Origin of the sequence: Nitrosomonas sp. Nm34 (assembly GCF_900113925.1) — a bacterium.
Lineage (GTDB): Bacteria > Pseudomonadota > Gammaproteobacteria > Burkholderiales > Nitrosomonadaceae > Nitrosomonas.
On sequence record NZ_FORD01000002.1, the window covers coordinates 139960 to 164240 of the forward strand.

Sequence of the window (24281 nt, forward strand, 5' to 3'; positions counted from 1 at the left end):
CGATAAAAAGGAAGTTGCATCATCGCAGCTTTCTTTTTTATTCTATTTCTAAATAAAACTAGCTTTATCGGCTTCACCTTGCCGTATTATTGATACGGTCTGCAGCTCGCCTTCGCACATTTTTGAAGTAGTTATTTATGCAACCATACTCGCATCATCGAAAGTAACCGCGCAACATCAACCGGCTTGGTGATATAGTCGGATGCGCCAGCCGCAATGCATTTATCACGGTCACCTTTCATTGCCTTGGCAGTCAGCGTAATGATGGGCAATTGCTTGAAGCGGGGTATGCGGCGGATGGTCCGCATCGTATCGTAGCCATCCATCTCAGGCATCATGATATCCATCAGCACGATTTCAATCGATGGATTGTTTTTTAGAACTTCGATGCCATCCTTGCCATTTTCCGCGAACAATACCTTCATCTGCTGTTGCTCCAGTACCGAACTGAGCGCAAAGAGATTGCGCAAGTCATCATCGATAATCAAGACCTGGCGTCCGCTCAGTCCGTTATCGGCAGCCTGGCTCTCATCCAGCATGCGCCGCTTCGGCTCGGACAGGCTGGCTAGAGAACGATGCAGGAATAGCGCGGTCTCATCCAACAAGCGCTCCGGCGAACGGGCTTCCTTAACCACGATGGTTTTGCTGATATGTTTGAGTTTTGCCATTTCCTTGCGCTCGAGTTTATTGGCTGCGTAGATCACGACTGGCATGGTGCATAGGCTTTCATCTTGACCTATCCTATTAAGTAGGTCCAAGCCATTCATGTCCGGTAGGGTAGTAGGATCCAGTACCATACAATCGAAATGATCGGATTGGAGTGTGTCCAGCGCCTGCTGCCCGGTTTCGGCAGTAACGATATGTACATCGGACTCGCCAATCAAACCAATTATGGTGTTGCGCCGTTTCCGGTCATTCTCCACTACTAGCAGGCTTCGCTTGTGATTCGATAGGAATTGCTGCATGTGGACGAATTCCTCCTGCAGCCGCTCCAAGCTCACCGGTTTAACCAGATAAGAGATGGCGCCGAGTCGTAAACTGTACTCGCCTTCCTTTTGATTTGAGAGGATATGGACCGGGATATGGCGGGTGCCCGGGTCGCGCTTCAAGCGGTCAAGCACTGACAGGCCATCAGCCTCGGGCCGATCGATATCCAGTAAGATCACGGTCGGCAGGTAATCACGCGCCAGGGCCAGTACAGAATCACCATACGATGCCACGATCCCCTTGAAATTCTTTTCGTGAGCACAATCCAACAGGGTTTGAGCCAGGCGCGGATCGTCTTCTACGATCAAGATGGACGGGCTGCCGGATGCAATCAGCGCCCTGTCATCCAGGGTCGCATCCCCCACTGTGGTCATTACTACCGTATTGGCCGGCTCGGCCGGTTTGGTATGATCGAACGCTTTCTCGGGCATATGGATGACATTGCTAGTCAGCACTGCCGCCTGCGACGATGACTGGCTCACTAATTCATCATTGGTGAGAACACTGCTGTCGTAAGGCAGGAATAAAGTGAATGTGCTGCCGACGTTGAGTTTGCTTTGCACCCGGATTTCCCCGTTCAGCATGAACGCCAATTCGCGACTGATCGATAGCCCCAGACCGGTACCGCCATATTTGCGTGCGGTGCTGCCGTCCGCCTGCTGGAAAGCTTCAAAAATCAGTTGCAGTTTATCCGGCGTAATGCCCATTCCAGTATCGGTCACAGAAAAAGCCAGTACCGCAGCAGCTTGCGACAAGGTGGGGTGACCGACGCTCCATCCCTCCTGCGCCAGCGCTATCTTCAGTGATACAGAGCCATGGGTAGTGAACTTGAATGCATTTGATAACAGATTCTTTAGTATCTGTTGCAAGCGGGTGATATCTGTCATCATTGAGAATGGTAAGTCGCCGGCGAGCTCTACTGAGAAACTGATGCGCTTGGCTTCGGCCATATGGCGGAAGGTCCGCTCCAGATAATTGCACAGGTTTTGAAACCTGTACTCGCTGATTTCCAGCGTAACTGTGCCCGACTCGATCTTCGACAGGTCAAGAATATCATTGATCAGCGTCAGTAGGTCGCTGCCTGAACTGTAAATGGTGTTGGCGAATTCGACTTGCTTGTGGGTCAGATTGCCTGCAGGGTTGTCGCTTAACTGCTGGGCCAGAACCAGCAGGCTATTCAAGGGCGTGCGCAACTCATGCGACATATTGGCTAGAAATTCCGATTTGTATTTGGACGACAGCGCCAGCTGGGCCGCTTTTTCCTCAAGCGCGAGCTTGGCATGCTCGACCTCGCGGTTCTTGCGCTCCACTTCAATGTTTTGCTCGGATAACAGGCGTGCTTTTTCCCCCAGTTCACGGTTGGTTTGCTGCAATTCGTGCGCCAGGGATTGCGACTGCGCCAGCAGGCTTTCAGTCCGGCTGTTGGCTTCGATCATGTTGAGCACTACGCCTATCGATTCCATCAATTGGCCGAGAAAGGACAGACGGGTTTCGGTGAAGCACTCCAACGATCCGATTTCAATCACTGCCTTAATTTGCTCGTCGAACAGGATAGGCAGCACGATAATATTGGTAGGCACCGCCGCTCCCAAGCCGGAAGAGATTTTGATATAGTCGCCCGGGACATTGGTAAGCAAGATGCATTTCTTCTCCAGCGCACACTGGCCAACCAGCCCTTCGCCTAGCGCAAATGAAGTCGGCCATCCATTATTGCCAAGGCGGTAGCCATAGCTTGCTACCATGCGGAGCCGCTCGTCCTGCTCCGTGACATCCATCATATAGAATATGCCATGATGGGCGGATACCAGCGGCGCCAGTTCGGACAGGATCAGCCTGGTCACCGTATCGAGCTCGCGGTACCCATGCAACAGGCGCGTGAAGCGTGCCAGGTTGGTCTTTAGCCAGTCCTGCTGCGCATTTTTTTGCGTAGTTTCCTTGAGATTGCGGATCATCTCATTGATATTATCCTTGAGGTGAGACACCTCACCACGCGCTTCTACCTGGATCGAGCGCGACAGATCGCCGCGCGTCACCGCGGTCGCCACTTCTGCAATCGCGCGTACCTGGGTAGTCAGATTAGCTGCGAGCTGGTTGACATTCTCGGTCAAATCTTTCCAGGTTCCGGCCGCGCCCGGCACGCTGGCTTGCCCGCCCAGCTTGCCTTCGGTACCGACCTCGCGCGCCACTCGAGTTACTTCCGCTGCAAATGAGGAGAGCTGGTCCACCATCACATTGATGGTATTTTTCAATTCCAGGATTTCACCTTTTACATCCACGGTGATTTTTTTCGACAGGTTACCATTGGCTACCGCAGTCGTCACTTCAGCAATATTGCGCACCTGACCGGTCAGATTGGATGCCATGGAGTTGACATTATCCGTCAGATCTTTCCAAGTGCCGCCAACCCCTGGCACATAAGCCTGGCCCCCCAGTTTTCCTTCGGTACCCACTTCACGTGCTACCCGCGTTACTTCTGCTGCAAATGAGGAGAGCTGGTCCACCATCACATTGATGGTATTCTTCAATCTCAGGATTTCGCCTTTCACATCCACAGTGATTTTTTTCGATAGATCGCCATTCGCGACTGCCGTGGTTACTTCCGCGATATTGCGCACTTGTGAGGTAAGATTGCCCGCCATGGAGTTCACACTGTCAGTCAGATCTTTCCATGTACCAGCGACTCCAGGCACATGGGCCTGGCCGCCCAGCTTGCCTTCAGTGCCGACTTCACGTGCTACGCGCGTAACTTCCGAGGCGAACGAATTCAACTGGTCCACCATCACATTGATGGTATTTTTCAATTCCAGGATTTCGCCCTTCACATCCACGGTAATTTTTTTCGATAGGTCGCCATTCGCGACTGCCGTGGTTACTTCCGCGATATTGCGCACTTGCGAGGTAAGATTGCCCGCCATCGAGTTCACACTGTCAGTCAGATCTTTCCATATACCAGCGATTCCAGGTACATGGGCTTGGCCGCCCAGTTTACCTTCGGTGCCGACTTCACGCGCTACGCGCGTAACTTCCGAGGCGAACGAATTCAACTGGTCTACCATCGTATTTGCGGTAGAAGCTGCGCTTAGGAACTGCCCCTTGAGTGGACGCCCGTCAACATCCAATGCCACCATTTGCGACAGGTCACCTTTGGCGACTGCGCTGATCACACGCGCCATTTCTGTGGTCGGGCGAACCAGATCGTCAATCAGTGTATTGACAGCTTTGATTTTGGCAGCCCAGCCACCTGCCACATTCAAGACGGGGACACGTTGCGTGAGCTGTCCTTCACGTCCCACCACCCGGCTGACTTGGGTGATGCCTTTTGCCATTTGCTGATTTATTTCGATGATATCGTTCAGCGTATCGGCGATCTTGCCGGGTAACCCGGTCCAGTCGGACGGCATGCGGATAAAAAAATTGCCCTTTTTGAGAGCGGTCAATACTTTCAGCAAGAGCCTTACATCCAGCTCTTCAGTCAAATCTGTCGTCATATCCATCAAGCTTGCCTTGTTTTTCAGTTGGTTAGAGTATGTGCCTCAAGCGAAGTGGCGAGTGAAGGTTGATCTACCCAATGACTCATGCGCTGGTCGTTTGCAATAATTGCTGTGCCAGTGTATCGGCTGGTAGTGGCTGGCCAATATAAAAGCCTTGAACTTCATCACATTTGAGCGATTTTAGTATCGCCAGTTGTTCTTTGGTTTCCACGCCTTCAGCCACTACGCGTACTGCAAGTGCGTGCGCCATATTGATGATAGCTGCCACGATGGCGGTATCGCTAGTGGTTTTACCCAAGTCGCGCACGAAGGACTGGTCGATTTTCAGGATATCGATCGGTAGCGCTTTCAGCACCGAAAGCGATGAATAACCAGTGCCGAAATCATCGATAGCGATTGAAATACCGCTTTCGCTAATTTGGCGCAACACCGATGTCACCATTTCCAGGTCACGGATCAAAAGCGATTCAGTGATTTCCAGTTGTATCGATGATGGGAGAATGCCGTATTTGTGAAGCGTCCTACGGAGGGTCCCGGGGAGTCCTGCAAAAATCTGCGGAATCGCGATATTGATTGCAATCGGTAGCTTGCTCAAGCTTGATTCATTATCGCGCCAGCGTCTTGCTTGTTCGCAAGCAGCATTGAGAACCCATTCCCCTATTGTTACCAGTTGACCGCTATCGGCGGCTGCGGAGATAAAATCGATTCCAGAAATCAGTTCGAGGCGCGGATGGTGCCAGCGCAGTAGCGCTTCGAGGCCGATGACCTGGCTAGAAAGAATATCCACTTTGGGTTGATAGTACAGCTCAAATTCGTTTTTTTCTAATGCGTGTTGTATTTCCTGTTCAAGCTGGATGCGCTCAAGCAGGCGCTTGTTCAACTCTTCGTGGAAGAATTGCACGCTGCCGCGTCTTTGCTGCTTGGCATGGTACATCGCCAGGTCAGCATGTTTCATCAAAGTCTGTACCGTATCCCCATCCTGTGGAAACAGACTGATGCCAATGCTGACCGAGGTCTTCAGGCTATGTACGCCGATAGTGCATGGCGGCGTATTGATTTGCACAATCTTTTTTGCTACCAACGCCGCGTCCTGATAAGATAGCAAGTCTTCCATCAGCACCACAAATTCATCGCCTCCGAGCCGCCCAACCATATCAGATCCGCGTACAGCACCGCTAATCCGCTTAGCCATCTGTATCAGCAAATCATCACCGACATCGTGGCCGAGTGTGTCATTGATGGTTTTGAAGTTATCCATGTCAAGGAACAGCACTGCCAGGCTTTTCTTTTGACGCTTGGCGCGCGCGATCGCCTCTTTTAGATGTTCTACCAACGAGCGGCGGTTCAGCAAACCAGTAAGCGCATCCCGAGTTGCCAGACTATGCGCACGTTCTTCCGCTTGCCGGCGCTCGATGATCTCGGCTTCCAGCGCGGCATTAATTTTCTTGAGATCCTGCATCTGCTTTACCTGCAGATCGCGATTGAGCTCTTCCAACTGCTCAGTCTGATATTGCAGTTGCAAGTTCTTTTTGGCAAGCTCGACGAAAACCAGCACCTTGTTTTTCAATATCTGGGGAATGACAGGAATAAAAAGGTAATCGACTGCACCTTTCTGATATCCCTTAAGGCGATTCATTTCGTCATCATGATGCGCCGTGACAAAAATAATGGGGACCGATGCTGAGCGTGGATGGGAGTGAATGATCTCCGCGGTTTCGAAACCATCCATGCCAGGCATGCTGATATCGAGCAAGATGACGGCGAACTGCTGATGCAGTACATGCCGCAAGGCTGCTTCACCGGAGTGCGCAGTCACCATGTCAAAGCCATTTTCTTCCGCCGTGTCGGTTAAGAGACTTTCCAATGCAAGCAAACTAGCTGGGTGGTCATTAACGATGAGAACTTTTGGTCTGAGCATATGATTGTTCTTTTATAATATGATTAGCCTTGTTATATGGCGCAAAGTAAATACCAACTAGATTTACCGAGCCCATCCGCCGTCAGCTTGTTATTCAACCATCATAAATAATCCCCGATTTTCCGCTGGAGCCGATTAAGGGAAAAATATTGAGCTGAATTTAACGGAGAAGACCAAATGTTTTGGACTTATCCCAAAGACGATTGATTCATTCAAGCTGTAGTATGACAGCGGCTAGTTAATAATCTTTTTTCGACCTTCATGAGTAATATAACCTGCTTTGGCAAAGAGCTTGTTACTTAGGGTTTTAAGGGTGTGTTGGAATCAGGTTTGCCTGACACCCTATCACTTCGTAATACTGCCTGACGAAACAAATTCATCGAATTATAGGCCAGCATGATTGTCATTAAGGCAGCTTCAGTAGCCAGGAAATCTACGGGGTTAAAGCTTTGTCCACCAAAATCATATTTCAGTTCCTTGATACAGTTTTCACGGTCAGTATGGCCACGATGTAAACGCCAAAGCTCTGCTGCAGGCAAATCCATATCGGTAACCCATGCACTGTAACGGTATTGAGCAAAAACCGGATCATCTGCAAATAAAGACAACGTCTTACCTCTGGTATCAGATCGCTCATTGATCTTTTGCCGAATACCGATCACCCGGCACGGTTTTTTTCAACAGGCGCCTGATTGTCAAAAGCAGTCAGCTCTATGCCATCATTCAATGCCCACCAGCCAGCTTATCCAAACTGTCGTACTTATCATACCAAAAGGCCAATGCATTATGAGTGCTATGGCTGTCGCTCTGGCCTTAGCCATTCGTTTGAAATCAAACAGCTCTTTCAGCACAGGATGATGCCGTGTCACTTCCGTCTGTTCAAAACGGTTTGCGCTACACCAGACTGATAACATGAACTGTAAAAGTAACTGAATCGGTGCATAGCCTCGAGTACTGCCAGGCTGTGGCAAGCCACAGCCTGGCACAGCTTGACTAAATTCAATTCGGTCCAGCATCCGCTTTATCAACCCCATGCTATCCCAAGCCGCTATCTCTTAATTACTAAAGCGAAGCTCAAAATCCACGGATCTTCCACAAGAAAAACGTGCATAAATCAAACTGCCGCATAAATCAAACTGCCTTAACCTAACAGACTGTTCTTATTTTAACAATTTATTATTCTAATGGATTCCATTAAAAAATCTTCTTAATGGAAAATCTGGGATAATTTTGAGACCGAGAGTGGCGATCAATGTTTCCAATCAAAGAAAGCTAGCTAGCGATATAGGTGAAATAGATTTACTTAATGTAAGTTTGCCCGCATCGTTGGCAATTTACTTTACTGAAAAAATTTATGTTGGCTACGAGGTCACGTATGCCCAGCCTTCCAGTATCTTTTTTATTCACAGCCTTAAAAGATAGAATATTTTCTATTACCGAATAGGTTCTAAATAATCAATAAAATCCTTTGCAGCAGCATACCAGCTGAAAGCTTCGGCTCTTGCTCGTGCTTCCCCCCGGGAAATTTGCAGGGCTTTCGAAACGGCATCTTCCAGATCATTTGACATGGCTCCGCCGCCGCTATTACCAATCACTTCTAACGGACCATCAACAGGATAACAAGCGACAGGTGTACCTGTTGCCATCGCTTCAAGTAGAACCAATCCAAAGGTGTCCGCTTTGCTAGGGAATACAAAAACATCAGCACTCGCATATAGCGTCACTAATTCATTGCGTGGCAATATTCCCAACCAATATACCTCAGGAAAGCGTTGCCTGAGTTGCTTCTCCAGTGGTCCTGCCCCGCTAACGATCTTACTTCCCCGAAAATCCATTTCCAGGAATGCTTCAATATTTTTTTCATATGAAATACGGCCCACAAATAGTGCGATAGGTCTGGGTATCGTACCTAGAGCTGGGAAAAAAACGGACCGATGATGATACTTAAATAAATCAGTATCGACTCCATGCGTCCAAGGTTTGAGATTCTGGAAACCTCGTTTTTGCAAACCAGATAAAACAGATTGTGTCGGAACCATCACCCCTGCTGAAGGTTGGTGAAAGCGTCTAAGCAGAGCATATCCCCAGGAAACGGGGACTTTGACCGATGCATTAAAGATCTCTGGAAATTTTGTATGAAATGCAGAGGTAAAAGGCCAGCCTGATTGCAGGCATAAGGAACGGGCTGCCCAGCCCAGCGGGCCTTCAGTAGCGATATGAATGACATCAGGATTCAGTACTTTCAGTATTTGCGCCATTTGCTTTGTGGGGCGAATCGCCAGATCAATTCCTGGATAACCTGGGCAAGGACGAGTATTGAAAAGATTGGGGTGAATGATTTTCACACTATGATTGAGTTTTTCGAGCTCTTTAACCAGCTCCATCAGAGTGGTGACCACACCATTAACTTGGGGGTGCCATGCATCCGTTATTAAGGCCAGTCTCATGCGAGTGCCTCATCTTTTTCTTTGACTTTTGCCGTAGCAGGCATATGGTCAGGGATGGCCAAAGTATCCTCCGCACTAGCCGAACTTTGATTCTCCAGCTCTCGCTGACACTGAGGCCAGTGAACGAGTTCGATTCGTCCATCAAAGTGTTCGACTAATGCCGAAAGACTCTCGACCCAGTCTCCATCATTACAGTATGTAATTCCATTGATATCGCGTATCTCAGGGTGGTGTATATGTCCACAGATGACACCGTCCAACCCACGACGACGTGCTTCCATAGCTACGGCTTGCTCAAAAGAAGTCACATAGCTCACTGCTGTTTTGACTTTATGTTTAAGATAGCGGGAAAGTGACCAATAGGGCATACCTAACCGAGCGCGAAGAGAACTCAAATAACGGTTGAGTTTTAAGGTTAATTCGTAAAGATTATCACCGACGTAAGCAAGCCATTTAGCACACTGCACAACGCCATCAAAATAATCACCATGTATTATCCAGAATTTCCGACCATCAACAGTCTGATAGATCACTTCCTCTACGACTTCTATCCCACCAAAAGAGTGACCCAAAAACTGACGGGCAAACTCATCGTGATTACCTGGCACATACACTACCTTGCAACCCTTCCGGACACGGCGTAGTAACTTCTGTATGACATCATTGTGAGACTGTGGCCAATACCAACCTTGGCGTAACTGCCAGCCATCGATAATATCTCCTACTAGATAGAGCTGTTCGCTTGGATAAGCTCTCAAAAACTCCAACAAGGCTTGTGCCTGACAACCTGGGGTACCCAGATGAATATCGGAGATAAAAACCGTACGAACTCTGGGTTTAGGAATGATTGTTGAAGAATCTTCGTTGTTTAAGAAGGAAGCTTTTAAAGCATTAGCATAAAAATAACCATTGAGCTTATTCATGATTACCTCAGAGAATGTTTACGGTAGCGGCTTGGTAAATCTGTTATTTGCAATAACATAGGCAAATCAGCCGTATTAAAGTGAGGATCCCAGGCAGGATTTCCTAATACTTTTGCCCCTAAGCGGAGATACCTTTTAAGCAGGGGAGGTGGGTCAATTTTTAAAGATTGATCCAAACAATCAACCGGCAAAGGAAAACGGGGTCTGACTTGATAGTGAGTCTCCACCCTATGCTGATCCCTAACCTGGCGCCAAATACTTGCAGCTACATCTCCCGAACATACTCGTTTATTGTTTGCTAAACTCATATTCATCGGTATGCTCACGCAACCTATCAGATAGCTTAACTTCTTAAGTATCATAAAGCTGATCAATGCTTTCGATAACGCTCGGATAACCATGCCATTCCGATAATCTTTGTGCACACAGCTTCGGCCTAATTCAGCCATATGCGCTCGCAACGGTTGCAAGGGAGATAGATCAAATTCGCCTTCGATGTAGGTTCGACCTGCAAGCTGGGCTTGTGCAGGGGTCAAGACGCGGCAAGTGCCAATGACCTGCCAGGTTTCACGATCTCGCACGAGTAAGTGTTCACAATACTCATCAAAGTCATCGATATCAAAACCAGGGATATGAGCGGGAAGAATTGCACCCATTTCATCTGTGAACACTTCGTATCTCAACTTCTGCGCTTCACGAATCTCACTTTGACGTTTTGCCCATGTGGTCACGATATTGGATTTTTTCACTCTATCTGTAGAAATGAGTGGTGCAGCCCTCAGAGCTGGAATTGTTTTTTGTGGGAAAATAGATGATTCGCTATTAAATGTAAGTAGCGCAATCATTTTTGACTCCTTTTATTAATGTTAGGTTACTGGATTATTTTGCTCACTTATTACCTAGCATTCTTGAGGAACTTCATGAATTTATTATGTCGCTTTTATGAAATTCCAAAGAGTCAAACCTGATTTTGTCGGCTTCTCCCTGTCGTAGGATATTTATATTGTCTGCGGCTCACCTCCGTGTCATGTTTGGGGGAATGAAAAAAGTAATGAGTCCTATATTTCATCAAGCCACCCTGTCCCATAATGTAAACGGGGATGAACAAACGCTTCTGGACAAATTTTTCCAAATCCAATTGGTACCGCTGGCTTTCGCAGATGATGGGGAAATTGGTCGCATTTTTCCGTTCCTGCTTCATGCCAATAGTTGAGGATATTGGCCTAGTGTAGGATACGGTGTTCACTCACCTGCTAAACGCATGGAGGCAGGTCTGTATGAATCAATACTTTGATTGGTTTTTGACTGATACTGAATTTTATTGTGCTTCCTGCTTCAATATCGCGATTGCGGAAATAATCGCCATCTACCTGCAGAGGGTAGGAGGGGCTGTGTAAGGTAAGGGAGATGCTTTCTCCTGAAAAATATTGCAGAGGAAATCCTGCAGGCTTGTGTTGAAGCATACGCAATGCTTTAATCAATTCATGTTGACGCTTTGCGTCAGGTAAAAAACCAAGGACAAGCTTTTTTAAAGATGGGCTGGCAGTAGGAACAAGTTGTAAATTTCTTGCATAAGCTGCGCTATTAGCCACTATGACATAGCCTGATTGGCAATCAATGACAGCTTGCCCATCAACATGGACTGTCACGATAGGGTGGTGTAAAAAAACTAAGGCGTTAAGTCCGCTCCAAACATAAGCAGAATCACTGATCGGTCCTTTTCGTTTGCCAATCAGCTTGATTGTGAGCGAATCAAAACCCATCGAAGCCATAATAAAGAATGGCTTTTCTCCCTGAATCCCATTGCCGCTGATCAGGCCATAAAACTGCTCCAGACATCTTCCATCCGTTATCGCTCGCAGTAAATCCTTTGGGTTTGCACTCATTCCATAGGAATGGGCAAATAGGGACTCGTTTCCACCGGGAACCATGTAAACGGGGGTATCTGTTTTACTAAGTAAAGGAAGGAGTTTTCTGACTGTTCCATCACCCCCGACCACGACTATAAGATCATGTCCTGTCATGGCTGTCTCGAGAGGTAGGTAAGATTTCATTTTTTTCTTTGACTCGCAGACCTCCACCGCTATCCCATGATGAGCAAGAAATCTCCCATATTCATGGGCTAATGATTCTGTATTGCCCGCACTGGAAATAGGATTGAAAATAATTAATATTTTTTGAGGAGAGGGAATGGTAATCAGTGTTCCCTTTGGCAGAAATGTGCTTTCATTTTTCACGGAAAATTAATAAAGATCTGATTAACTAATTACTTCGTTAATTTAGTTTCTTTAATAAATTGGTAAACGAACCAATCACGGCGGGAGTTTATTTGACTAAAATTGAGTTGACTTTTTTCAAGTGAAAAACTTTTAAAACTAGACCAAATCTTGAATAATTTTCCTGAATTGTAAAAAAATTTCACCCGATTGGTGGAAATCAACCTGAATCATAAAATGTTAACACTAATGGAATGCTACCAATTGATGATGACAAACAGATGACAGTATTATTAAAGCTTCGTGTATAAGCGATTTATCGAAATGAGAAAAAATCTCGGTATTTTTCTCCATCAGAAATACGTGTTTCTACTTATTTATTATTCCTTGTGGGTAGTCTAAGATAAATCATTATCTCGGCTAGTGACCTTTCTTGTCTCTTAAAACTATGCAAAGCGAATCGTGTGAGCAGGCATAACAAGATGAGAGAGAAAATAGATGACGAGGGAGTCAGTCAGCATTACGTTGCTAATGGATAGAACAGTAAGAACAGTGATTGAGTAATTTATGCCGATTTTATCAGTCGCGATGTGATGGAAACTGGCTGACGAGACTTCCAAAAATTTCACCGCTTTAGATAAGGAGACCTATCATGAAAAGTGCCCAGCACCCCGCTTCATCTCTGCAAAGTAAATCAAGTGCTACGCAACCATCTTCAACTCAGCCCAGTATCGTTGCTCGATCTGATCTACTTGCTACTGTTGAGGATTGGCTTGGTAACTTAGGCATACGTATCGGAGAATTATCTGTAATGAAAGTTGATTTATCAGAAAATGATACTGCATATACTATTCTTGCTGATATTCCTGGTGTCAATAAAGAGAATATAAAAGTTGATTTGGAAAGTAACCGTATTTCCATCAAAGTCGAGAAAAAGAAAGAGGTGGAACAAAAAGAGGGGGAAAGGTTTATCTCCAGAGAACGCTCTTGGGAATCTATCTCCCGTTCAGTCAGACTGGATGAGGAAATCGATGTGAATAAAGCTCAAGCTAAGTATGAAAATGGTGTGCTAACATTGACGATGCCAAAAAAACATGTCAAAGCTATCAAGCAGCTTGAGATCAAATAATTAAAGAGAGGCGAGCATTTTTTGCTGCGGAGGTACTTATGCCTAGAGGAAAATGATGGTTTACAAACTGGGGCTACGTGTCACTTTGATCTTGTGTTCTTGTGTTCTTGTACTAACCTCAGTATAAATTATGATCAGATGAAGAAGATGAACTGGACTTTTGCCTCAGCTCAGTTTATTGGATAGTTCTGTTGTAATAAAATAATCAGAGCAAGACCATAAAAAATTCATTCAGGAGGCTCCGTTGCCGGCAAAGCAAATCCTGTTTCAGGATGCGGTATACAGCAAAATTGTCAGGGGCATGGATATTCTGGCCAATGCAGTCAGGATCACACTAGGCCCGCGAGGCCGCAACGTCATTCTCGAACGCCCGAATGGCCCACCTCTTGTTGCCAATTCTGGCGTGGTGGTGGCGAAGGAAATCGAGCTTGAAGACAAATTTGAAAACATGGGTGCGCTCATGGTGAGAGAAGTGGCCAGCAAAACATCTAGTGTGGCTGGCGATGGGACTACCACTGCGACTATCCTCGCCCAGGTGATCGTGCATGAAGGGATGAAGTTTGTGATGGCAGGAATGAATCCAATGGATTTGAAGCGCGGCATTGACATAGCGATTACGGCTATAGTGAAAGCCCTTAAGGAAGTATCCAAACCCTGCTCAACCCGAAAAGAAATTGCTCAGGTGGCGACAATATCTGCTAATGCAGATACTGAGGTCGGTGAAATGATTGCTGAAACCATAGAGAAAATAGGCAAGGAGGGGGTCATTACGGTCGAAGATGGCCAGAGTCTGCAAAACGAATTGGAAATAGTAGAAGGAATGCAGTTTGATCAAGGCTACTTATCTCCCTACTTTATCAATCACCCAGACCAGCAGAAGGCAGAACTGGATGATCCTTATATCCTTCTGTCTGAAAAGAAAATAAGCAATATCCATGACCTATTACCGTTACTGGAGCAAGTCTCCCAGGCTAATCGCCCATTACTGATCATTGCAGAGGATGTTGAGGGAGAGGCGCTGGCAACACTGGTGATCAATAATATTCACGGCATTGTTAAATCCATAGCTGTCAAAGCGCCGGGATTGGGTGACCGACGCAAGGCGATGCTGGAAGATATGGCCGTTCTCACTGGGGGCATGGTAATCGCTGAGACAACCGGTCTTCTACTTCAAAAGATGACGCTGCAAGATCTTGGCCAGGCCAAGCGTGTCGAAGTGGATAAGGAAACGACGACTTTGATTGGTGGAATGGGAAAGATTGAACAGATTCAAAGTCGTATCCAACAAATTCGCCAACAGATTGAAACAGCTTCAAACGGTTACGATAAGGAAAAATCACAGGAACGTCTCGCCAAGCTTGTTGGCGGAGTAGCCATCATCAAAGTGGGTGCCGCTACTGAAACGGGAATGAAAGAGAAAAAGAGCCGGATTGAAGATGCTTTGCGTGCCGCTCGCGCTGCTGTGGAAGAGGGGATTGGGCCAGGAGGAGGGGTTGCCTTATTACGAGCCAGAACAGCGATCAGACGACTAAAAGGTGATAATTCTGAACAGGATGCTGGTATTCAGATTGTACTGCGGGCGCTAGAAGACCCTTTACGGCAAATCGTAACCAATGCGGGAGATGAGCCCTCTATCGTGCTCGCCAATGTATTGAAAAATACCGGTAACTTTGGTTATAACGCAGCCTCTAAGGAATATGGTGACCTTTTGGAAATGGGCGTTCTCGATCCCACCAAGGTGACACGTTGTGCCTTGCAGAATGCCGCTTCAATTGCCGGTCTGATTCTTAGTGCCAATATCATGATCGCTGGTTTATCTGAAGAGGCTCAAGCCGTATAAAGCAAGCTAAATAAATTAAACAGAGCTGGGGGGATGGGTGTAAGTGCCTAATACCATTTGGAAGTCGCACATGATACGAAGGCGACGGCAAAGAGAAGCCGACAAAGTCAGTTTGATCTGGAAATGGAATTACAAATCTGGGGAATAGTTTGATGCTTGGTCATGAGTAAGGATATGTGGGCATCCAGTCTGAAATCTCTCAATATATTTTCCCTTTGTTAAGAGAGGGATAATCCTAAAGATCGCTCTTGGGATGATGGCAATCGTGATTAATCAGATTTGCAACCATTGTTGAATCTGTTCCCGATGTTGCGCATACCACATTCTGCCAATTTCTAATGCCTTTTGCTGGAATACTGGATTATTTGCAGAATCCATATTACCTGGCATATCATAATTTTTTAGATAATGATTGATATATAACACACGATCACCCAATATCTCCTCAGTAATTTTGACATTTGCAATCATTTTTTCCCTAAGAATTAATGAAGCGATCCCTTTTGCTGACCATTGAACTCCGCCATATCCACAGGCTTTTATGCCATTTATAGCGAAACTGCGCCAGCCTGATCCAATGGAAAGTACTTTTATATCATATTCCTTCCAAAACCTTTTAGCATGAAGATAGACACTAAGGCCAGGATTATTCATACCTATGCCCCCATCGATTCGCCAGCTCCCATCTTCCATTTGTACGGGAGGATAATAGGCTGGTGCAGCCGTGCAAGCATCTGCCACCTCGCTAAGAAGAAAATCCGGCTGACTCTCATTGGTGAAAATTTCTAACTGATCCCGATTAAGGTTGAAGCTGGGAATCAATATTCGTTTATTAAGTGATGAAAGCCTTAAGTTTCCTAATGCCTTTTTTAATACCAGGCTTTTGGGTGTGCCTTTATATTTGGGGCGAATTTGCAGTAGATTTAGCAATCTGCTCATCCTATGTTCTGCCATCATTTTTTCTAACATTTTCTCTTGGAGAACAGTATGGATTATCTCTTTGGCAGTCAATGTCCGGCCCAGAATTAAACATGCAATCAGCCCCCCGGATGATGAGCCCGCAACCATGTCAAATAAATTGTAGGTTGAAGAACTGCTATCCTCTTCCAGACAAGCTAATACGCTAAGTTGAATTAACAAATGGCTACCGCCTCCATCTAAACTCAAAACATATTTGTGTTGCACAACCGATCTCCCGGGATTTATGTTACTACGTATGAGATGTATGCTATTAGCTGCGAGGTGGATGTATTTTTGAACTCATGGCTACTGGATTCTGCAGTACAGCAAAATTTTTCAAGGGGAACTATACTTTTCATTATTACCCTATAAATCGCTTTTAAAAAGTTGAGTAGGGAAATGAATTCTAAAAAGAATTGATTAAACTTTCTTGAAGTTTATGTTAAATATGGATGCAATCTTTGTTAGGAAAACATGATCTACCACAGATGAGATAGATTGCCGAGAACGAGTTTTTATGCCTGCTGCTAATACCACTAATACCTTGAAACAGTTATTACCTGAGCTACAACAAATTGAAGCAATGATTCATTTGGGTGATAGAACAGGTCTAAGCAGTCAAGTGCTTTGTCATTTATCCTGTGATGAAGGTAGCTTGCCAATTTATGCCATAACACTCGGTAACAGGGCACGAACTGTTCCTTGTATTACCTATGTTGCAGGTGTCCATGGGCTAGAGCGCATTGGAACACAAGTTGTCATTGCTTTTCTGGAAGCTCTGCTGGAACGCTTGAAGTGGGATCAGGTTTTGAGTGATATTCTGCAGCGGGTATGCATTAATTTTTTACCGCTCATTAATCCGGTTGGTATGCTTAACTATACCCGTGCGAATGGGCAAGGGGTTGACCTGATGCGTAATGCCCCGGTAGATAGCCATGAAAAAACCATCTGGCTGGCAGGGGGGCACCGGATTTCATCTTATTTGCCATGGTACCGTGGGAAGGCTTCTGAAGGGATGCAGCCTGAAGCACAAGCGTTATGTGATTTTATTACCCGGGAGGTTTTTTCTGCCCCGTTCAGCCTGGTTCTGGATTGCCATTCCGGTTTTGGTACGCGTAATCAGATCTGGTTTCCTTATGCCAGGAGCCGACTTGAACCTATTAAACATTTAAAAGAAGTTTTTTATCTGCGTAAGCTTTTTATGCAGACTTATCCCTATCAAGATTATCTTTTTGAGCCACAATCACAACATTACCTGGTACATGGTGATCTTTGGGATTTTCTTTATCTGAAATCGCTGGCAAGTGATCATATTTTTCTGCCATTAACGCTGGAAATGGGATCCTGGCGATGGATTCGCAAGAATCCGCTGCAGTTACGTCAATTACAGGGGCTTTATCATCCGATAAAACCACACCGGCTTAACCGAGTGCTGAGGGGGCATTTAATACTGATGGAATTTCTGTTGCACGCGACTTTATCTTATGAAAACTGGCTTATTAAGAGTGACTCACTGGAATTAGAGCAACAAGCGCGGGCGCTGTGGTACACATGAAATATCCCGAGCATTTTGTATTGATTCGAGGATTGTTGCGTGAAACCAGACACTGGGGAGGGTTTACCGAGTATCTGCAGCAACAGTTTCCTCATGCGAATATTAGTATGCTGGATATTCCTGGTAATGGCCGGTTGCATGATGTTACCAGCCCAAAAACGATTGCAGGCATGACAGAAGCATTGCGCGAGAAAGTGTCCAACAACCAGCCGCTCAGACTGATTGCACTTTCCATGGGAGGGATGATTGCGATTGATTGGATGATGCGCTATCCGGATGAAGTGGACGCGGCCGTTTTAATCAATACCAGTGCCAGACCGCTTTCACCGTTTTATCACCGTCTACGCTGGACGATTTATCCCCATGTTATAAAAATGATTTTTCAGTCATCTTTGCAAAAGGAATCGGATATTCTGACTCTGACTTCAAATCGTCACAGCCACAACAGTCAATTGCTTACGACCTGGCAACAATGGCAACAAGAAAACCCCGTGTCAACTGTCAGCGCGAGAAACCAATTCCTGGCTGCGTTAAAATTTTCGATAACCTCCAAACCGAAGCAACCAGTACTTATTGTAGCCAGTCGGGCTGATCGCCTGGTGGATTATCGCTGTAGCCTGAAATTGGCGCAGACTTGGCAAACAAGCTATATGGAGCATGATACGGCTGGCCATGATCTATCACTGGATGAGCCAGAGTGGCTGGCAAATATCATCAAGCAATGGTTTAACTCTGATTTTCTTCAACTGCTGGAATTTAAATAACGTGAGTTCGACATAAGAATCATCATATTACAACTGAAAGAGCTTGAGAAAACCTAATATTAAAGAGTCTCTTCTCATGGAACGCGTAAGCCACTAGTCAGTCCACCAATTAATTAAAAAGTTAAATGGATTGCGATGGTGGGAATGCTCGATTTGCGAGATACTATTCTTCCATTGGTCATTGGCGGCGTTTCAATGATTGAGCGTTTACATAAACATAAGTGCTGCCCTCCACGGCTCAAACTCTTTACAAAAATCGTCCCTTGTTTAAGGGTAATGTAAGGGAAAGCACAGCAGCAGCACCAGCACCAGCAAATGAATCAACCGATAACTCAATGACACATGAAGATGTAAGAGCGCTCTTTTAGGGTATATCGTTATTCATACATAAAACCTCCATGTTTATTAACGGAAGCATTCAACTTTTTAATAAAGCAGAGATGAGCTAAATGAAAAATCGTTTCGTTTCTAGTCAGTGCTACCTCGTTAGTATAAAAAACCGTATAGCTTCATACTTCTGCAATAATCCATCAGTATTATAAAAGCTATCTAGAAAGTGTTAGAAAATCATGGAATCGATTTCTAGCCATAGGTAGTTACTAGCTAAACTTCCTCTCATCAGGTAGCTGTCTATTTTAATCTGCCAAGAGAAACGTAGTCGGTGAAGTGCATACGTCCTTGCACAAAACCCTTGAGGGTATTTTAAAAATACGCTTACGAATCAGGTTGTGAGAAGCATGTAACCCCATACCTATACCGATCAATAAGCGATGACTTGTTATAGAAAGGCTTACTAAATGATTAAAAGTACAGATTCAGTTACTCAACTATTAATCGAGAGCAGGCCAAGTGATTATTTTTCTCTGATGCATTCTTTAGCACCAATTTTGCGTATGTTGAATGCTCCATCTTCAACAGTTCGCGCAAACTGTGAGCCAAATTCCCGGTCTTTCCTGTATTTGAAACTGGCTAATTATTCGATGCTCGAAGCGATGGCAAATCGCATGGGTATTAGTCTAAACGATATAACAAATGAAGTGATAAATATAGGGATTGCATACATTCTCAGTCATTTGAAAAAAGACTCTAAGAAGAAAATTAATGAATTGGCTGAGATAATTATTCAGGAGGTCGAATTAGAAAACCTTTTGAGGGAAGAAAAAATACCTAACGGACTGAATGATACAGCAGCTTAAATGTGTTTTGGTAAATTATATGAAAAGTTAAATTGATTTTTAGAGACAAATAGTATGGAAAACATCAAAACTAGAAGCTTTTGGTTTAAGTTGGTCAAGTCTCTAGAACCTTATAAAAATGTGAGTTCGACATAAGGCTCACATCATCACATCTGGAAGAGTTTGTGGGAGTCTGAGATTAATTGAAGGTCTCTTCTCACGAAAGGCGTAAGGCACCAATTCAGCTATCAGATTAACAAAAAAGTTAAATGGACTGCGATGGGGATGCTGGCTTTAACAGCATAAAGGTACCACAAGCTGCCTTTGTTGCAACTCAACAACGCGGTTGTGGCTCCCTAATCCTGGGAAATAGATGGCTAATACCTCAACATGTAATTCAGATAATAGTGTTTAAACGTCTGGTAGCCCGACAGATAAAATTCCGCCCATGATTGTCATGACTTCACTTAGACACAGATTCCCTCGTCGACAATGCCGTTTTAGCGATGACTCCGACAGGCACTCCTCTCACTGCGACTCAAACCCTTTGCAAAATCGTTAATTGCACAAATAATCAATAGCATAGTATCCATCGGAATCTGACTCCTTTAGTGATGAAGTTCTTTTTAAAATTGCTTCATCATGAGAAATTCAGATTCATTTTGCTGCTTTTTTATCCCAAACTCACGTTAGTGATGATAATGTGCTGATTCTTGTTCGTTGAACGAACCACAAGCTACGCTTCCAACAGACGCCGATGAGCCTTCTGGCTCCCCGCCAGGTCCGGCTATGGAGGGCACACATAAGGCAATAAAAAAGCCGCATAGCTTAGCGATTGCGGCTCATCACCGCTGACATTTAGGTCTCGACATCAAAAGAAAACTGCAAAAATCCTTCGTGCTCGTTACGCAAAGCAGCAGAAAAACTGATATGACAGACCCGACTTGCACTAGCCTTATATTTGATACATTTGGTTACGTACAGGATTTTCTTATTACTCATCCTTATCCCCCTACTGGTAATATGACTTGATTGCTACACAAAAATTTAACGAATAGCCAGTAAACTAATTCTGGCAATCTGCAATAGATTATTTTCTCACTTCAATCGATTTGAGAATGGCAATTTTAGTAATGACAGAATGATGGAAATCAGACTTATCAAACTGCACTACTTTTTTGGTAGCAAGATTCGTGAGTATTACACAACCTAATCTTTTTACCCTCGCCCTATCATGACCATCGAAATTATTAAAAAACTTATTAATGAACATGAATCTATTGAAAATCTTAAAGAGCAGCTTCTGCTTTTGAAGGACCAGATCGTAGCTTACGAGAATGAGCTTTGTGCATACAGAATAAAGACTTCTGCTTTGGCGGATCTGATGTGCAATCTTGAATCTGAAATTAAGAATCTTAAGCTCGAAAACGGCGCATTGAATGAAAAGATTGAAAGTTTCCATAGCAGAAATCCTCAGGTTTATCGATGTAGATATTGCAGTTCGACAAAGCTAATAAGCACAGGCGGTGCACCACATAGAATATTTGGAGATATGGGCATAGTCGATGCTTCCTTCACTTGTCTGGATTGTGATAAAGAATCAGTAATTACGCTTGATGCTCTTAAATAGCTTCTTTATATATTGGCTGAATAGGCATCCTCTCCTATGCTGATAGAATAGTTAGTTCCACCCAACTATTAACAACAATGGAGAACCGATGAAACTAAGCGAAAACAAAAAATCTGTGAGCTTGTCAATCAATGAAACATTGTCAGCACACGAGCTGTCAACATTAATAGCCGAACTCGCCGTTGTCAGAGCAAATTTGCTCCATGAAGCGCCAAAAACACCACCAGTTAAAAGTGATGAAGGTATGTCTGGGAAGACTAGCCACGGCTAATCATTGTAAAGCTCAAAGATGACAGAATCAGATTCGGGTGCAGGAATGCAGGACTCGGTTGGCTTGTCTTTAACATTCCCAGCGAAAAAGCTTGCTCCATCCGTGACTACCTCATTGCCAATACTCAACCGGATGTCAGTGATCTCTTCATAAATGACATAGAAAATAAAAACACGCTTCAATGATTTAGAGAAATTGTCACCAACAATAATTAACATTGAATTCCTCCATTTTAAATTCTCTTGGGCCCGATGTATTATTGAACTTTCCATGATTTCTAATATCCAGCACGCCCTGTGCTTAGGATTGGTTGCCTGATACCGATAAAGCATGAAGTTGCACCAGCTATTCATTAACAAAAGAAACACCATGGAAAAATCAACTCGTTTTAAAATAGGCATGGTCTGGTACTATCGCGAAGATTACGATGCCATCCTCAGAATCATGACTGATAGTCATAAGCTGCCACAAAGCTTCGACGTATGGCTTGCTGAAGCGGAGCAAGATGAGGACAATCTTAAGCAAGATGGGTATACCGTTGTGCGCACCCGTATCGATCCTAAAATGTTTTCTGGTTGGTGCCGCTCGCAAGGCCTGAATGCCGATTTCGAGGCACGCATGGGTTTTGCCAACTTCATTGTGAAACAAAGCGCAGGAAGCAGCTATAGGAAAGATATTTAACGTGAGTTAGACATAAGAATTATCCACCTATAATTGGAAGATCTTAAGATAACTTAATGTTAAGCGAATGTTTCTTCTCGCACATAATGATGAAACTCTTTACCAGAATCCATTTATCATAAAGAATTCAGATTCCTTCTGCTGTTTTCCTAATCCTGAAATCACGTCAAATAAACCCATATTTTTCATTAGAAGGTTTTCCTAATGGAATATCTGAGTTCAATTCTTCCAGTTCATTTTCTTAGAGTAATTTCTACGTCATTTCTTGGTCATATTGATCATATATCTTATCCATTATTAATTGTGTAATGGGAGAAGATTTATGCTGGATGTTGATGTCTTACTAAAAGATTATTTTCAAAAGGTGGATGAGACCATTGATCAACCTCTGTTGAAGGTCGCTTCTTCTGTATTAAAAAAACTTTTCCATCAGGATGAAATTAACTCTTTTATTGAAACTCACCAATATCTGGAAGGATTAGAATTCAATGATGCCGTTCTTGAACATTTTAATTTTACCTTTCAGGTTTCTAGCAAAGACCGGGCTTATATACCTGACCAGCGTCGTGTATTGATTGTCGCTAATCATCCGCTTGGTTCTCTAGACGGATTGGCGCTTCTTAAATTAATATCAGAGATCAGAACTGACGTTAAAATTGTTGCGACTACATTGCTGAGCTGTATCGATCCCCTGCAAGGCTTATTTCTCTCGGTTGATAATTTATCAAAAACAGCGAAGCACCGCGATAGTATGCTGCAAATTGTTGAAGCACTGGAAGCAGAACAAGCTGTCATCATGTTTCCTACTGGAGAGGTCTCACGTATCTCTCCTCTTGGGATCCGTGATGGCAAGTGGAAAACCGGTTTTTTATCTCTAGCTAAAAAAACCAATACACCGATTGTTCCTGTATATATTGGCGGTAAAAATTCCATGCTTTTTTATGGTCTTTCCAGTATCTATAAACCGTTGGGCACCATGATGCTGGTCAATGAAATGTTTAATCATAAAGGCTGTGAAATTTCATTCAGGATTGGCAAGCCTATCCCGTGGGAATCCATAGCAGCAATGGATATGCCCAAAAAAAGTATTGCCAAATTAATGCGCAAACATGTTTACTTATTGGGTAAGAAGAAGAAAAAGGAGCTATTTAAACCCATTGAGAATATTATCCATCCAGTCAAAACCAAGCTCATTCGTAAAGAACTAAAAGCTTCACAATTAATAGGTAAAACACAGGATGGCAAGCATATTTATCTATTCGATTACATTTCCAATTCCAGTGTAATGCGTGAAATTGGACGTCTGCGCGAATTATCCTTCCGCCAGGTGCAGGAAGGCACGGGTAATTCTTTAGATATCGATAATTATGATCGCTATTACCGACACCTTATTTTATGGGACGAAGATGAGCTGGAAATCATTGGTTCCTACCGAATAGGGGAAGCAGCCAAGATTCTTAGGAAATATGGCGAAACGGGTCTGTATACTAACAGCCTGTTTAAATTTGATCAGTCTTTCATTCCCTATCTTGAAAATGCTATAGAACTGGGGCGTAGTTTTATCCAACCTAGATATCAGGGAAAGCGTAGTCTGGATTATCTCTGGTATGGGATTGGCGCTTATCTTTATCTGCACCCGGAAATACAATATATGTTTGGGCCTGTTTCCTTGAGCACTTCATTGCCTGAACCCGCACAAAAAGTCATTGCAAGTTTTTATACAGAACTTTTTGGCAACGACAAAATGCTTTCCGCTCCCAGACTTCCATTTAGTTTTATACAGATTAAGGACTTTATACCATTTAAAAAGGTATCAAGCGAAATTGAATACAAGTATGCATTTGCCATTCTTAAAGAACAGCTGGATAGTTTAGGTGTAAAGATCCCTATACTATATAAACAGTATGTAGAGCTATGTCATCCAGGAGGTTGCGAATTTCTGGGTTTTAATATTGATCCTGATTTTTCTAATTGTGTGGATGCTTTGATTCTAGTCCATATCGATAGCATTAAAGAAAAAAAACATCAACGCTATATTGAAAGTCATGCAAGAGTTATTGAAAATCTTAGCTTTGCATAATAAGTTATCTATAACTAATTGCCATTTCGAAATCAAATTTGACTTTATCGGTTTTCCAGTGCTTGCGGTTCAACTCGTGTCAGTTTTGATTTAGAGATGGCATAACTCAATATTTTGGTTTTCCTGAAACCGTACCTACCCAAGGTTTCAGTCGGTTAAGAACTGAACCTAGGATAAGCCAGCCGCTGTGAGCGTATGCTTGAGATGCTCTCAG

The 24281-nt window shown here is 44.2% G+C and carries 20 protein-coding genes; 10 read left to right on the forward strand and 10 right to left on the reverse strand.

Annotated elements, in window-relative coordinates:
• Window positions 1-131: 131 nt before the first annotated feature.
• The 7 genes from BM283_RS01685 to BM283_RS01715 form a co-directional block, all read right to left on the reverse strand.
• The gene (locus tag BM283_RS01685; protein ID WP_090688350.1) at window positions 132-4481 is read right to left on the reverse strand and encodes a response regulator; all 4350 of its coding nucleotides are present in this window, start codon (window positions 4479-4481) and stop codon (window positions 132-134) included.
• A gap of 79 nt (window positions 4482-4560) precedes the next feature.
• Window positions 4561-6396 (reverse strand): two-component system response regulator, encoded by a 1836-nt coding sequence (locus BM283_RS01690; RefSeq protein ID WP_090688355.1) that lies wholly within the window; start codon window positions 6394-6396, stop codon window positions 4561-4563.
• A 299-nt stretch (window positions 6397-6695) separates the two neighbouring features.
• On the reverse strand, window positions 6696-7004 hold the full coding sequence (locus BM283_RS01695; RefSeq protein WP_175491993.1) for a transposase: 309 nt from the start codon (window positions 7002-7004) through the stop codon (window positions 6696-6698).
• Between the two features lie 111 nt (window positions 7005-7115).
• Complete coding sequence (locus tag BM283_RS01700; RefSeq protein ID WP_090688362.1) at window positions 7116-7430, reverse strand: hypothetical protein; 315 nt, start codon at window positions 7428-7430, stop codon at window positions 7116-7118.
• Between the two features lie 399 nt (window positions 7431-7829).
• Window positions 7830-8843: a glycosyltransferase family 4 protein gene (locus tag BM283_RS01705; protein WP_090688365.1), complete on the reverse strand. Its 1014-nt coding sequence runs from the start codon at window positions 8841-8843 to the stop codon at window positions 7830-7832.
• The gene (locus BM283_RS01710) at window positions 8840-9766 is read right to left on the reverse strand and encodes a UDP-2,3-diacylglucosamine diphosphatase (RefSeq protein WP_090688370.1); all 927 of its coding nucleotides are present in this window, start codon (window positions 9764-9766) and stop codon (window positions 8840-8842) included. The genes BM283_RS01705 and BM283_RS01710 overlap by 4 nt, the downstream gene beginning before the upstream one ends.
• Before the next feature lie 2 nt (window positions 9767-9768).
• Window positions 9769-10611, reverse strand: coding sequence for a GNAT family N-acetyltransferase (locus BM283_RS01715; protein WP_090688373.1), 843 nt, complete (start codon window positions 10609-10611; stop codon window positions 9769-9771).
• A gap of 206 nt (window positions 10612-10817) precedes the next feature.
• Here BM283_RS01715 and BM283_RS18555 point away from each other — a divergent pair, with 206 nt between their 5' ends.
• Window positions 10818-10979 carry a hypothetical protein gene (locus BM283_RS18555; RefSeq protein WP_175491994.1) on the forward strand — a complete coding sequence of 54 codons (162 nt, stop codon included), beginning with the start codon at window positions 10818-10820 and terminating at the stop codon, window positions 10977-10979.
• Between the two features lie 40 nt (window positions 10980-11019).
• On the opposite strand, the gene BM283_RS01720 is transcribed toward BM283_RS18555, so the two are convergent.
• Complete coding sequence (locus BM283_RS01720; RefSeq protein ID WP_090688376.1) at window positions 11020-12003, reverse strand: diacylglycerol/lipid kinase family protein; 984 nt, start codon at window positions 12001-12003, stop codon at window positions 11020-11022.
• A gap of 631 nt (window positions 12004-12634) precedes the next feature.
• Here BM283_RS01720 and BM283_RS01725 point away from each other — a divergent pair.
• Together BM283_RS01725 and groL are read left to right on the forward strand one after the other, a co-directional pair.
• Window positions 12635-13111 carry an Hsp20/alpha crystallin family protein gene (locus BM283_RS01725; protein ID WP_090688379.1) on the forward strand — a complete coding sequence of 159 codons (477 nt, stop codon included), beginning with the start codon at window positions 12635-12637 and terminating at the stop codon, window positions 13109-13111.
• Between the two features lie 244 nt (window positions 13112-13355).
• The gene (gene groL, locus BM283_RS01730; RefSeq protein WP_090688382.1) at window positions 13356-14951 is read left to right on the forward strand and encodes a chaperonin GroEL; all 1596 of its coding nucleotides are present in this window, start codon (window positions 13356-13358) and stop codon (window positions 14949-14951) included.
• Between the two features lie 273 nt (window positions 14952-15224).
• Here groL and BM283_RS01735 read toward each other — a convergent pair whose 3' ends face one another.
• Window positions 15225-16136 carry a patatin-like phospholipase family protein gene (locus BM283_RS01735; RefSeq protein ID WP_090688385.1) on the reverse strand — a complete coding sequence of 304 codons (912 nt, stop codon included), beginning with the start codon at window positions 16134-16136 and terminating at the stop codon, window positions 15225-15227.
• Between the two features lie 292 nt (window positions 16137-16428).
• On the opposite strand from BM283_RS01735, the gene BM283_RS01740 reads away from it, so the two are divergent.
• From BM283_RS01740 to BM283_RS01765, 5 genes are all read left to right on the forward strand, one after another.
• Entirely contained in the window at window positions 16429-17466 is a 1038-nt protein-coding gene (locus tag BM283_RS01740; protein ID WP_090688390.1) for a M14 family zinc carboxypeptidase, read from the forward strand.
• The gene (locus BM283_RS01745; protein WP_090688393.1) at window positions 17463-18230 is read left to right on the forward strand and encodes an alpha/beta fold hydrolase; all 768 of its coding nucleotides are present in this window, start codon (window positions 17463-17465) and stop codon (window positions 18228-18230) included. Before BM283_RS01740 ends, BM283_RS01745 begins: the two co-directional genes overlap by 4 nt.
• A gap of 797 nt (window positions 18231-19027) precedes the next feature.
• Window positions 19028-19426 carry a hypothetical protein gene (locus BM283_RS17855; protein WP_139225161.1) on the forward strand — a complete coding sequence of 133 codons (399 nt, stop codon included), beginning with the start codon at window positions 19028-19030 and terminating at the stop codon, window positions 19424-19426.
• Window positions 19427-20639: 1213 nt separating this feature from the next.
• On the forward strand, window positions 20640-21035 hold the full coding sequence (locus BM283_RS17860) for a hypothetical protein (RefSeq protein ID WP_139225162.1): 396 nt from the start codon (window positions 20640-20642) through the stop codon (window positions 21033-21035).
• Between the two features lie 88 nt (window positions 21036-21123).
• Window positions 21124-21306: a hypothetical protein gene (locus BM283_RS01765; RefSeq protein WP_090688405.1), complete on the forward strand. Its 183-nt coding sequence runs from the start codon at window positions 21124-21126 to the stop codon at window positions 21304-21306.
• On the opposite strand, the gene BM283_RS01770 is transcribed toward BM283_RS01765, so the two are convergent.
• A complete protein-coding gene (locus BM283_RS01770) occupies window positions 21303-21524 on the reverse strand; it encodes a hypothetical protein (RefSeq protein WP_090688408.1) in 222 nt (73 codons plus the stop codon). The genes BM283_RS01765 and BM283_RS01770 overlap by 4 nt on opposite strands.
• Before the next feature lie 151 nt (window positions 21525-21675).
• Between BM283_RS01770 and BM283_RS01775 the strand changes: the two genes are divergently transcribed.
• Together BM283_RS01775 and BM283_RS01780 are read left to right on the forward strand one after the other, a co-directional pair.
• On the forward strand, window positions 21676-21987 hold the full coding sequence (locus BM283_RS01775; protein WP_090688411.1) for a hypothetical protein: 312 nt from the start codon (window positions 21676-21678) through the stop codon (window positions 21985-21987).
• Between the two features lie 322 nt (window positions 21988-22309).
• Entirely contained in the window at window positions 22310-24067 is a 1758-nt protein-coding gene (locus tag BM283_RS01780) for a bifunctional ornithine lipid synthase OlsF (protein WP_090688415.1), read from the forward strand.
• Window positions 24068-24281: the final 214 nt, after the last annotated feature.

Bases quoted from the DNA above. Each gene is read 5' to 3' on its own strand.
- BM283_RS01715 (WP_090688373.1), bottom strand. From the start codon at position 10,611: ATGATTGCGCTACTTACATTTAATAGCGAATCATCTATTTTCCCACAA.
- BM283_RS01700 (WP_090688362.1), bottom strand. From the start codon at position 7,430: ATGGGGTTGATAAAGCGGATGCTGGACCGAATTGAATTTAGTCAAGCT.
- BM283_RS01710 (WP_090688370.1), bottom strand. From the start codon at position 9,766: ATGAATAAGCTCAATGGTTATTTTTATGCTAATGCTTTAAAAGCTTCC.
- BM283_RS01765 (WP_090688405.1), top strand. From the start codon at position 21,124: ATGAAACTAAGCGAAAACAAAAAATCTGTGAGCTTGTCAATCAATGAA.
- BM283_RS01780 (WP_090688415.1), top strand. From the start codon at position 22,310: ATGCTGGATGTTGATGTCTTACTAAAAGATTATTTTCAAAAGGTGGAT.
- BM283_RS01725 (WP_090688379.1), top strand. From the start codon at position 12,635: ATGAAAAGTGCCCAGCACCCCGCTTCATCTCTGCAAAGTAAATCAAGT.
- BM283_RS18555 (WP_175491994.1), top strand. From the start codon at position 10,818: ATGAGTCCTATATTTCATCAAGCCACCCTGTCCCATAATGTAAACGGG.
- BM283_RS17860 (WP_139225162.1), top strand. From the start codon at position 20,640: ATGACCATCGAAATTATTAAAAAACTTATTAATGAACATGAATCTATT.
- BM283_RS01770 (WP_090688408.1), bottom strand. From the start codon at position 21,524: ATGTTAATTATTGTTGGTGACAATTTCTCTAAATCATTGAAGCGTGTT.
- BM283_RS01745 (WP_090688393.1), top strand. From the start codon at position 17,463: ATGAAATATCCCGAGCATTTTGTATTGATTCGAGGATTGTTGCGTGAA.
- BM283_RS01705 (WP_090688365.1), bottom strand. From the start codon at position 8,843: ATGAGACTGGCCTTAATAACGGATGCATGGCACCCCCAAGTTAATGGT.
- BM283_RS01685 (WP_090688350.1), bottom strand. From the start codon at position 4,481: ATGGATATGACGACAGATTTGACTGAAGAGCTGGATGTAAGGCTCTTG.
- BM283_RS01775 (WP_090688411.1), top strand. From the start codon at position 21,676: ATGGAAAAATCAACTCGTTTTAAAATAGGCATGGTCTGGTACTATCGC.
- BM283_RS01740 (WP_090688390.1), top strand. From the start codon at position 16,429: ATGCCTGCTGCTAATACCACTAATACCTTGAAACAGTTATTACCTGAG.
- BM283_RS17855 (WP_139225161.1), top strand. From the start codon at position 19,028: ATGATTAAAAGTACAGATTCAGTTACTCAACTATTAATCGAGAGCAGG.
- BM283_RS01690 (WP_090688355.1), bottom strand. From the start codon at position 6,396: ATGCTCAGACCAAAAGTTCTCATCGTTAATGACCACCCAGCTAGTTTG.